We start from the raw sequence: 10,490 nt of genomic DNA, 5'->3' as shown, positions 1-10,490 counted from the left end.
ACGCTCAGAACCGTAGCCCTGCTAAGCGCAGCGCGAGCAGGGAACACCCCCGGATAGCGGCGCGTTGCGCCTTATCCGGGCTACCCAACGATCTGGAACCGTGCTGCGCAAGCAGGGAATATCGCTTCAACATTACTTTTTACGCAATAACCGCAGAGCGTTAGCCGTTACCAGCACCGTCGCGCCGGTATCCGCCAGCACCGCCAGCCACAACCCGGTCAGGCCGAGAAGGGTCGTGACGAGGAAAATCCCCTTTAACCCTAAAGCGATGGCGATATTCTGGCGAATATTGGCATGGGTGGCGCGCGCGAGCGAAATCATCTGCGCCAGGCCGGTGAGGCGATTATGAGTCAGCGCCGCGTCGGCGGTCTCCAGCGCTACATCGGTGCCGCTGCCCATTGCAATACCGATGGTCGCCGCTTTCATCGCCGGGGCATCGTTGATGCCGTCGCCGACCATTGCCAGCGGCGCGTTGGCGTTAAGCGCCATCACCGCTTGCACTTTGTCTGCCGGCAGCAATCCGGCGCGGAACTCCAGACCCAGTTCATTGGCGATAGCCGCCGCAGCGCGCGGGTTATCCCCGGTGAGAATCACCCCCTGTACGCCCAATTGATGCAGCTCATCCACCGCCTGACGCGCATCGTCGCGCAGGGTATCGCGCAGCGCCAGAATGCCGAGCAGGGTATCATCGCGCAGCACCAGCACCACCGTCTGTCCGGCGCTCTCCAGTGGCTGGATCTGCGCCTCATGTTCAGCAGGTGCGGCCTTACTGGCCGCGCAGATTAAGATGCGGCTGCCGTTGACCTCGGCCTCTATCCCGGAACCGGCCAGCGCCCGCTGGTTGTGCGCAACGGGAATAGTCAGCTTACGCTGCTGCGCTTCGCGTACGATAGCCTGCGCCAGCGGATGGCTGGAGCCTTGTTCAACCGCTGCCGCCAGTGCCAGCAGGCCGTTTTCATCAACGTCGGCGGCGGCGATAACGCGGGTGACCTGCGGTTGGCCGATGGTCAGAGTACCGGTTTTATCGAACGCCACCTGGCGCACCTGGCCCAATTGTTCCAGCGCCGCACCGCCTTTAATCAGCGCCCCGCGCCGTGCGGCGACCGCCAGACCGGAGGTAATCGCCGCCGGGGTAGAGATGACCAGCGCGCAAGGGCAGCCGATTAACAGCAGCGTTAAGCCTTTATAGATCCACGGCAGCCAGGCGCTGGCGAAGAACAGCGGCGGTACGATGGCAACCAGCAGGGCGACCACCATAATGGCCGGGGTGTAGATCCGGCTGAAGCGATCGATGAAGCGTTCAATCGGCGCCCGGCGCTCCTCGGCTTCTTCAATCAGTTTGAGGATCCGGTCAATGGCGCTATCTCCCGGTTCGGAGATAACGGTCAACTGCACCAGCCGATCGACGCTGGTAGCGCCCGCCGCTACGCGCTCGCCGGCTTTACGTTCCACCGGTACCGATTCGCCGGTCAATGCGCTTTCATCGAAGCTGGCAAACGGTGATAGCAGCTCGCCATCGGCCGGCAGACGCCCGCCGGCGGAGACCTCAATCACATCGCCGGGGCGAAGGTCACGTTGGGCGACGGTCTCACGCACGCCGTTGCGCAGGCGAACGGCGGTATCAGGTTTGAGCGCCATCAGGGCGCTCACGCCCTGGCGCGCGCGGCTGGCGGCCCAGCCTTCAAGCCGTTCGCCGATCAGAAACAGCAGCAGAACCATTGCCGCTTCGGCGGTGGCACCGATAAACAGCGCGCCGATAGCGGCAACGCTCATCAGCGTTTCAATGGCAAACCAGCTGCCGCTTTTAATCAACCGCAGCGCCTGGCGGGCAACCGGCCACAGGCCGACGAGGGTAGTGGCGACAAACGCCAGCTTGCCGAACGGGTGGTTAAACTGTTCGAGCCCCCAGCTGAGCGCCATCATCACTACCAGACTCAATAACGCCAGGTTTTCCTGCAGCCATGAACGTTGCGGTTTCTCTTCCTGCGGCGCGTCAGCATCGCGCAGGGTATAACCCGCGGCGCGTACCGCGTTTTCGACCTGCGAACGGATATCGCTTTCGGCATTGACCAGCAGCTTCTCGGTGGCGAACAGCACCTGCACCTGGCTGACGCCGTCGATTTGGCGCACGGCGGTTTCCACCTTGCGGGCGCAGGCCGCGCAGTCCATGCCGTCTACCTGCCAGCTATAGCGGGCGCCATTGAGCGGCTGCTCAGCGGCGGCGGTTTCCCCGGCGCAGGCGCGATCGGCAGAGCAGCTTTCAGCGGGCTCTGTCGCCGGGGTAAATTTGAATGACGAGAACTGGGGGACTTTTTTGTCCTGAGCTTCTGGTGTCGACATGGCACCCTCCGGGTAATGATAATTTTCTCATTACCCGCAGGATACACTCTGGAGTCGACTCCAGAGTCAAGCAGTAAATTACAGATACAGCGCGCGAACGATCAGGAAGTGCCCGGCAAAGTAGAAGGCCGCGGAAATGGCGTTATCGGCGCGGAAACGACGGCGATAGTGGCTAATCAACCAGACGGCGTTACCCAACAGCAGCGAAGCGGCGCCAAGGAAGCCGGAAAGCGCAGTATCGGTCGGCCGCACGAACCACAGTTCACCCGCCAGCCACACCATCACCAGGGTCATACCGATAAAGGTCAGCACCGGCATGCGCATCTCTTCCAGGCGCGTCCAGATAATTGCCAGCAGCAGCGCGCCGAGAACCAACAAGACCAGCGGCAGCGGCCAGAAGAACGATAGCGTCATCTGGCTGGCGAACCAGATCGTATACAGCAGATGAGAGAGGAAGAATGCGCCGACCGCGTACATCACCCGCTGGCGCGGCAGCAGGGTTAAGGCATCGCCGAGCAGCGAAGCGCACAGGCCCGCCAGCACCAGGTAGCTAATGGCGTTGAACATCGGCGCCTGCCAGGCTAACAGCAGCAACAGAAGCAGGGTGACCGGTTTAAAGACCCAGCGCTGCCAGGCCGGCCCACGATAGGACGCATCGACGTATAGCCATGCGGAGAAACAGACAGCAATAAACGACCAAAGCATAGTAAGTCCCTGTATCTGTTATCATTAAATAAGCGATTGCGCTTACGGTACTGGATCTCAGTGTAGTGGTTTGGGCCAGAAGATGACAACGTTATTCAATGCGCGTTATCCTTATTCCTGATAATTCTTATGGGTACGCAAATGAGTAAAGTTCCGCTATTTTTTGTGCTGGTGGTCGCGGTGATTGTGGTGGCGGCCTCGTTTCGCTATGTGCAGCAGCGCCGGGAAAAAATGGATAACGACGCCGCGCCGCTGTTGCAGAAGCGGGTGGTGGTCAGCAATAAGCGGGAAAAGGTGATTAACGATCGCCGTTCGCGCCAGCAGACGGTGACGCCAGCCGGCAGCGAGATGCGTTATGAAGCGAGCTTCCGCCCGGAAAATGGCGGACTGGAAGTGGTGTTCCGCCTTGATGCGCCGCAATATCACGCGCTGAGCGTCGGCGACCGGGGAATGTTGAGCTATAAGGGCTCAAGATTCGTCGACTTTGTTGCCGATAACTGAGCCCTGGATTAACCGTTACTTTTTCTTCAGCGTGGCCTTTAGCTTTTTCTGCCAGGCCACCAGTTCAAATACGCCGAAGATGAAAATACGAATTTGCTCAAAACGGCTCAGCGGCGGCGCGTCTTTCGTCTGCGTCGCTTTCAACAGCGTCAGCTGCAGGCCATGCATCAGAATCATAAAAATCAGCGCCACGTTAACGAAGATATTCAGCGGTTTTGGGAAAGGTTGAAACAGATTCAACAGCAAAAACGCCCAAACGCATAGCATCAGCAGGCGGCCTAAATTAATCAGCATGGTTTTCTCCTTGTGCCTCGCGTTGATACAGGCGGTAGGCGACCTGTCCGGCGACTTTTTCGCGATACAGTTGCCAGTTTGCCGGAACCGGCGGTAGTCCGTTTTCTACTTCGCTCTCGACATAAATCAGCGCTTCATCAGCGAGCCAGTGGTTTTTTTCCAGCAGGCTGAGCGTTTCTTCCAGCAGCCCTTTGCGGAAGGGGGGATCGACGAAGACAATGTGGTGCGGCGTGCCCGGCTGGCTGAGAAACGCCAGCGTGTTGGTGTTGACCACCTTGCCGTTGCTGGCTTTCAGCGTCGCGAGATTTTTTTGTAGCTGCTGCGCGACGCCGCGCTCCATTTCCAGTAGCGTGGTGCTGGCGGCATAGCGTGATAGCGCTTCCAGCCCCAGCGCGCCGCTGCCGGCGAAGCAGTCAAGGCAGTGGGCGTCGACCATCGACGGCGCCAGCCAGTTAAAAAGCGTTTCCCGAACCCGGTCGGTGGTCGGGCGCAGACCCGGGCTCTCCGGCACCGGTAATTTACGGCCCCGCCACTGTCCGCCGATAATGCGGATCTGGCCGCTGCCTGCGTGATTTGGTTTCTTCATCTCTTTGCTCAAGTCTCAACTTCCAGCCTGCTATTCTAACGATCGAAGACCATTGACGAAACCTTAATCCGGGGGCGGTGATGCGAGTTAAGTTAAGTGATAGACTATCCAACTAATTTCATCATTTTTTCAGCTTCTGAATCGGTTGTATCGAAGCTGCGCCATGAATAAACAGCGAGGAGTGTGGTCGCAAATGGCAAAAGAGAAAAAACGTGGCTTCTTTTCCTGGCTGGGCTTTGGGCAAAAAGAACAGGCTCAGGAAAGCGAAACAGAACAAAAAGTAGAAGAACAACAAGAGGTTGCGGAACAGACTCCGGCGGCGGAAACGCCTGCGGAAACCGTACCCGCGGCGGAAACGGTAAAAGAAGACCCGGAGGCCTTTGCTGCCGAGGTCGTAGAAGTTACCGAACAAGTTGTTGAGAGCGAACTGCCGCATCCGGTGGCGACCGAAGCCGTTTCGCAAGAAAACGTGGCTGAATCGCCAGTGGCGGAAGAAATTTCTGTCCCAGAGACCGCTTTTGAAGAAGCGCCGGTTGTTCCTGCGGTAGAAGAAAAAGTCGCTGAACCGCTGGTTGAAGAGGTGATTGCCGAGCCGGTTATCGCCGAAGCGGTCGCTGAACAGACGCCGGAAGAGGTTATCGTCGCGGAGCCTGAAGTCATCGAAGATGAGGTCCTCCCGGAAGAGTCTGAAGCCGAATTAAGCGATGAAGAGCTTGAAGCGCAGGCGCTGGCGGCGCAAGACGTCGAAGAGGCGCCGGAAGAGCTGGCGGAAGAAGACGCGGAAACTCAGGAAGCGCCGCAGCAGGAGCAGGAAAAACCGACCAAAGAAGGTTTCTTCGCCCGCTTAAAACGCAGCCTGGTAAAAACCAAACAGAATCTGGGTTCCGGATTTATCAGCCTGTTCCGCGGTAAAAAAATCGACGACGATCTGTTTGAAGAGCTGGAAGAACAGCTGCTGATTGCCGACGTTGGGGTGGAAACCACGCGTAAGATTATTACCAATCTTACCGAGGGGGCCAGCCGTAAGCAGCTGCGAGATGCCGAGGCGTTATACGGTCTGCTGAAAGAAGAGATGAGCGAGATCCTGACGAAAGTTGAGGAACCGCTGAATGTTGAAGGGAAAACGCCATTTGTTATTCTGATGGTCGGCGTTAACGGCGTGGGTAAAACCACTACGATCGGTAAGCTGGCGCGTCAGTTCGAGCAGCAGGGTAAATCGGTGATGCTGGCGGCGGGGGATACTTTCCGCGCGGCGGCGGTGGAACAGCTGCAGGTTTGGGGCCAGCGTAACGAGATCCCGGTGATTGCCCAGCATACCGGCGCTGATTCAGCCTCGGTTATTTTTGACGCCATTCAGGCGGCGAAAGCGCGCAATATTGATGTGCTGATTGCCGATACCGCGGGTCGTCTGCAGAATAAATCGCACCTGATGGAAGAACTGAAGAAGATTGTCCGCGTAATGAAGAAACTGGACGTCGACGCGCCGCATGAAGTTATGCTAACCATCGACGCCAGCACCGGGCAGAACGCGATTAGCCAGGCCAAACTGTTCCACGAAGCGGTGGGGCTGACCGGCATTACGTTGACTAAGCTTGACGGAACCGCGAAGGGCGGGGTTATCTTCTCTGTGGCTGACCAGTTCAGTATTCCGATTCGCTATATTGGCGTCGGCGAACGTATTGAAGATCTGCGTCCGTTTAATGCGGGCGACTTTATTGAGGCACTTTTTGCCCGAGAGGATTAAGAATGATTCGCTTTGAACAAGTCAGCAAAGCCTATCTCGGTGGGAGACAAGCGCTGCAGGGGGTGACATTCCACCTGCAGCAGGGCGAGATGGCGTTCCTGACCGGCCATTCCGGCGCGGGGAAAAGTACCCTGCTGAAGCTTATCTGTGGTATCGAACGGCCGAGCGCCGGGAAAATTCTGTTCAGCGGCCATGATATCAGCCGCCTGAAGAGCCGCGAGGTGCCGTTCCTGCGCCGCCAAATCGGCATGATTTTCCAGGACCACCACCTGCTGATGGATCGCACCGTGTTCGATAATGTGGCGATCCCGCTGATTATCGCCGGCGCCAGCGGCGATGATATTCGCCGCCGCGTATCCGCAGCGCTGGATAAAGTCGGGCTGCTGGACAAAGCGAAAAATTTCCCCATCCAACTCTCCGGTGGTGAGCAACAGCGCGTGGGCATTGCCCGCGCGGTGGTCAACAAGCCGGCGGTGCTGCTGGCGGATGAACCGACCGGTAACCTCGATGAGGCGCTCTCGGAAGGGATTTTACGTCTGTTTGAAGAGTTTAACCGCGTAGGTGTAACGGTACTGATGGCGACGCACGACCTGGGGCTTATTTCCAGCCGTCCGTACCGCGTCCTGACGCTGAGCGACGGTCATATGCATGGAGGCCATCGGGGTGAATAAGCGCGACGCAGTGAACCAGATTCGCCAGTTCGGCAGCAAGTTCGATCGTCTCCGTAACGCCACCGGCGGCGGCAACGGCGGGCGTAATGCGCCAAAAAGGCCAAAAGCGGCGCCGAACCCGGCATCGCGGAAGAGTAACGTCTTTAACGAGCAGGTGCGCTACGCCTGGCACGGCGCGTTACAGGATTTAAAAAGCACGCCGCTGGCGACCTTCCTCACCATCATGGTGATCGCCATTTCGCTGACGCTGCCGAGCGTCTGCTATATGGTCTACAAAAACGTTAACAGCGCGGCGTCGCAGTATTATCCGTCGCCGCAGATCACCGTCTATCTGGAAAAAACGCTGGATGACGATGCGGCGGCGCGGGTGGTTGGCCAGCTGCAGGCGGAGCAGGGCGTTGAGAAAGTCAATTACCTGTCGCGAGATGAGGCGCTGGGCGAGTTCCGTAACTGGTCCGGGTTTGGCGGCGCGCTGGATATGCTGGAAGAGAACCCGCTGCCGGCGGTGGCGATTGTGGTGCCGAAGCTCGATTTCCAGAATACCGATTCGCTTAACACCCTGCGCGATCGCGTCTCCCGTATTCAGGGTGTCGACGAAGTGCGCATGGACGATAGCTGGTTTGCGCGCCTGGCGTCGCTGACCGGGCTGGTCGGCCGGGTGTCGGCGATGATCGGCGTGCTGATGATCGCCGCGGTATTCCTGGTGATTGGCAACAGCGTACGTCTGAGCATCTTCGCTCGTCGCGACACGATTAACGTCCAGAAGCTGATCGGCGCTACCGACGGTTTCATCCTGCGTCCGTTCCTTTACGGTGGCGCGCTGCTGGGCTTCGCCGGGGCGTTTTTGTCGCTGATCCTGTCGGAGATTCTGGTGATGCGCCTCTCCTCGGCGGTAACCGAAGTGGCGAAAGTGTTTGGTACTAAATTTGAACTCAGCGGCTTAGGCTTCGATGAGTGCCTGCTGATGCTAATCGTCTGCTCGATGATTGGCTGGGTCGCAGCCTGGCTGGCGACGGTGCAACATTTACGTCACTTTACCCCCGACTAAAAATTTTCTGGTATAATCTTTCCCTGCACTGAATATCTCTCTGCAGGGAAAGAGTCCCTGTTCGCCTCTTCCCTAATCTTTCATCTCCATGTCACATTTTGTGCGTAATTTACTCACAACGTTGCATGGAACTTGTGGATAAAATCACTGTCTGATACTACTGTGGGTGATATTCTCGTTGCTCATAAATGCTGGCATGTTTGTTGCCTGATGGGGACAAGATCATGTCAGACACTATCGATTGAGAGGATTTGAATGACCAAAGAAATGCAAACTTTAGCTTTAGCCCCCGTTGGTAACCTGGAATCGTACATCCGGGCAGCCAACACTTGGCCGATGTTATCGGCTGATGAAGAGCGGGAGCTTGCTGAAAAGCTGCATTACCAGGGCGATCTGGAAGCAGCGAAAAAGCTGATTCTGTCTCACCTGCGCTTTGTTGTTCATATTGCTCGTAACTACTCGGGCTATGGCCTGCCGCAGGCGGACCTGATTCAGGAAGGCAACATCGGTCTGATGAAAGCCGTACGTCGTTTCAACCCGGAAGTGGGTGTGCGACTGGTTTCCTTCGCCGTGCACTGGATTAAAGCGGAAATCCACGAATACGTGCTGCGTAACTGGCGTATCGTTAAAGTCGCAACCACCAAAGCGCAGCGTAAGCTGTTCTTCAACCTGCGTAAAACCAAGCAGCGTCTGGGCTGGTTTAACCAGGACGAAGTGGAAATGGTTGCCCGCGAGCTGGGTGTGTCGAGCAAAGACGTGCGTGAGATGGAATCACGTATGGCAGCGCAGGACATGACCTTTGATATGTCGTCCGATGACGAATCCGATAGCCAGCCGATGGCGCCGGTGCTCTATCTGCAGGACAAAACGTCTAACTTTGCCGACGGCATCGAAGACGATAACTGGGAAGAGCAGGCTGCTAATAAACTGACTGACGCGATGCAAGGCCTGGATGAGCGTAGCCAGGACATCATCCGTGCTCGCTGGCTGGACGAGGACAACAAGTCCACGCTGCAGGAGCTGGCGGATCGTTATGGCGTCTCGGCTGAACGTGTTCGTCAGCTGGAAAAGAACGCGATGAAAAAACTACGCGCCGCTATCGAAGCCTAATCTTCGTCTTTTAACGCCGTAGTAAATTGAGCCTCTGCTGTTTCAGCGGGGGCTTTTTGTTTTATATCCCCGTCACACCCGTTTTCTCTCCCGGCGCGAATTGCCGCGACGTTTAGCTTCAGTCACATAACTTTTACATCTCCTGCAAATTGTTGTTTCAAATTCTGAAAAATGGGGTATGTTTTGGCATAGTGTGCTGCAAAAGCGCAGGCGGCAGACCCAAATGCAGCCATACTATTCTTGGTATGGACTAAAAATCAGAATAATGCGCTAATAAACAACATCACAACAAATGCAAAAACCATAATAATGGGGAGCCTCAGGATGAATATGAAGGGTAAAGCGTTACTGGCAGGATGTATTGCTTTAATTATGAGCGGTTCCGCGCTGGCGGAAGACATTAAAATTGCCGTCGTGGGAGCGATGTCCGGCCCGGTTGCCCAGTATGGCGACCAGGAATTTACCGGCGCGGAGCAGGCGGTAGCCGATATCAACGCTAAGGGCGGCATCAAAGGCAATAAATTGCAGATCGTAAAATATGACGATGCCTGCGACCCGAAACAAGCGGTGGCGGTTGCGAACAAAGTGGTGAATGACGGCATTAAATACGTTATCGGTCACCTGTGTTCATCATCCACCCAGCCGGCATCTGACATCTATGAAGACGAAGGCATCCTGATGATTACCCCGGCGGCAACCGCACCGGAGCTGACGGCGCGCGGCTATAAGCTGATTCTGCGCACCACCGGTCTCGACTCCGATCAGGGCCCGACGGCGGCGAAATATATTCTCGGCACGGTGAAGCCGCAGCGCATCGCTGTTGTTCATGACAAACAGCAATATGGCGAAGGGCTGGCGCGCTCAGTTCAGGAAAACCTGAAGAAAGGCGGCGCCAACGTGGTGTTCTTTGACGGTATCACCGCCGGTGAGAAAGATTTCTCTACCCTGGTGGCGCGTCTGAAGAAAGAAAATATCGACTTCGTCTACTACGGCGGTTATCACCCGGAAATGGGACAGATCCTGCGCCAGGCACGCGCAGCCGGCCTGAAAACCCAGTTTATGGGCCCGGAAGGTGTAGCTAACGTTTCCCTGTCAAACATCGCCGGCGAGTCGGCAGAAGGCCTGCTGGTCACCAAACCGAAGAACTACGATCAGGTTCCGGCGAACAAACCGATTGTGGATGCCATCAAAGCGAAGAAGCAGGATCCGAGCGGCGCCTTCGTGTGGACCACCTATGCGGCGCTGCAGTCGCTGCAGGCGGGGTTAAATCAGTCTGAAGATCCGGCGGAAATCGCGAAATACCTGAAAGGGGCGAAGGTGGATACCGTCATGGGGCCGCTGTCGTGGGATGAGAAAGGCGACCTGAAAGGATTCGAGTTCGGCGTGTTTACCTGGCATGCTAACGGTACAGCGACCGACGCCAAATAATTTAACCTGCGCCTTTCACGCCGCAGATGCGTTGTCTGCGGCCCTCAACCCCGGTCACTTACT

General features: G+C 56.8%; 10 protein-coding genes. 6 read left to right on the top strand and 4 right to left on the bottom strand.

Features of this window, described 5'->3' with window-relative positions; all coding sequences use genetic code 11:
* Positions 1-132: 132 nt before the first annotated feature.
* Positions 133-2,340 (bottom strand): Zn(II)/Cd(II)/Pb(II) translocating P-type ATPase ZntA, encoded by a 2,208-nt coding sequence (gene zntA, locus ABLV17_RS13530; RefSeq protein ID WP_348854326.1) that lies wholly within the window; start codon positions 2,338-2,340, stop codon positions 133-135.
* Positions 2,341-2,418: 78 nt separating this feature from the next.
* Positions 2,419-3,045: a lysoplasmalogenase gene (locus ABLV17_RS13525; RefSeq protein ID WP_015369312.1), complete on the bottom strand. Its 627-nt coding sequence runs from the start codon at positions 3,043-3,045 to the stop codon at positions 2,419-2,421.
* A 141-nt stretch (positions 3,046-3,186) separates the two neighbouring features.
* Here ABLV17_RS13525 and ABLV17_RS13520 point away from each other — a divergent pair, with 141 nt between their 5' ends.
* Positions 3,187-3,546 (top strand): DUF2500 domain-containing protein, encoded by a 360-nt coding sequence (locus ABLV17_RS13520; RefSeq protein ID WP_162750185.1) that lies wholly within the window; start codon positions 3,187-3,189, stop codon positions 3,544-3,546.
* 15 nt (positions 3,547-3,561) lie between these two features.
* On the opposite strand, the gene ABLV17_RS13515 is transcribed toward ABLV17_RS13520, so the two are convergent.
* A complete protein-coding gene (locus tag ABLV17_RS13515; protein ID WP_015369314.1) occupies positions 3,562-3,840 on the bottom strand; it encodes a DUF1145 family protein in 279 nt (92 codons plus the stop codon).
* Positions 3,830-4,426 carry a 16S rRNA (guanine(966)-N(2))-methyltransferase gene (rsmD, locus tag ABLV17_RS13510; protein ID WP_015703709.1) on the bottom strand — a complete coding sequence of 199 codons (597 nt, stop codon included), beginning with the start codon at positions 4,424-4,426 and terminating at the stop codon, positions 3,830-3,832. The genes ABLV17_RS13515 and rsmD overlap by 11 nt, the downstream gene beginning before the upstream one ends.
* A gap of 193 nt (positions 4,427-4,619) precedes the next feature.
* On the opposite strand from rsmD, the gene ftsY reads away from it, so the two are divergent.
* From ftsY to livJ, 5 genes are all read left to right on the top strand, one after another.
* Entirely contained in the window at positions 4,620-6,170 is a 1,551-nt protein-coding gene (ftsY, locus tag ABLV17_RS13505) for a signal recognition particle-docking protein FtsY (RefSeq protein WP_308957689.1), read from the top strand.
* A gap of 2 nt (positions 6,171-6,172) precedes the next feature.
* Positions 6,173-6,841, top strand: coding sequence for a cell division ATP-binding protein FtsE (gene ftsE / locus ABLV17_RS13500; RefSeq protein WP_015369317.1), 669 nt, complete (start codon positions 6,173-6,175; stop codon positions 6,839-6,841).
* Positions 6,834-7,889, top strand: coding sequence for a permease-like cell division protein FtsX (gene ftsX / locus ABLV17_RS13495; RefSeq protein WP_015369318.1), 1,056 nt, complete (start codon positions 6,834-6,836; stop codon positions 7,887-7,889). Before ftsE ends, ftsX begins: the two co-directional genes overlap by 8 nt.
* Positions 7,890-8,144: 255 nt before the next feature.
* Positions 8,145-8,999, top strand: a complete 855-nt coding sequence (gene rpoH / locus ABLV17_RS13490; protein ID WP_002920815.1) for an RNA polymerase sigma factor RpoH — start codon at positions 8,145-8,147, stop codon at positions 8,997-8,999.
* A gap of 324 nt (positions 9,000-9,323) precedes the next feature.
* On the top strand, positions 9,324-10,427 hold the full coding sequence (gene livJ / locus ABLV17_RS13485) for a branched chain amino acid ABC transporter substrate-binding protein LivJ (protein WP_015369319.1): 1,104 nt from the start codon (positions 9,324-9,326) through the stop codon (positions 10,425-10,427).
* Positions 10,428-10,490 lie beyond the last annotated feature (63 nt).

Source organism: Klebsiella sp. CN_Kp091, from assembly GCF_040065095.1.
GTDB classification, from domain to species: domain Bacteria; phylum Pseudomonadota; class Gammaproteobacteria; order Enterobacterales; family Enterobacteriaceae; genus Klebsiella; species Klebsiella aerogenes.
Note: the sequence above shows the minus strand (reverse complement) of the source record. Positions and strands in the feature narration are given on the sequence as shown.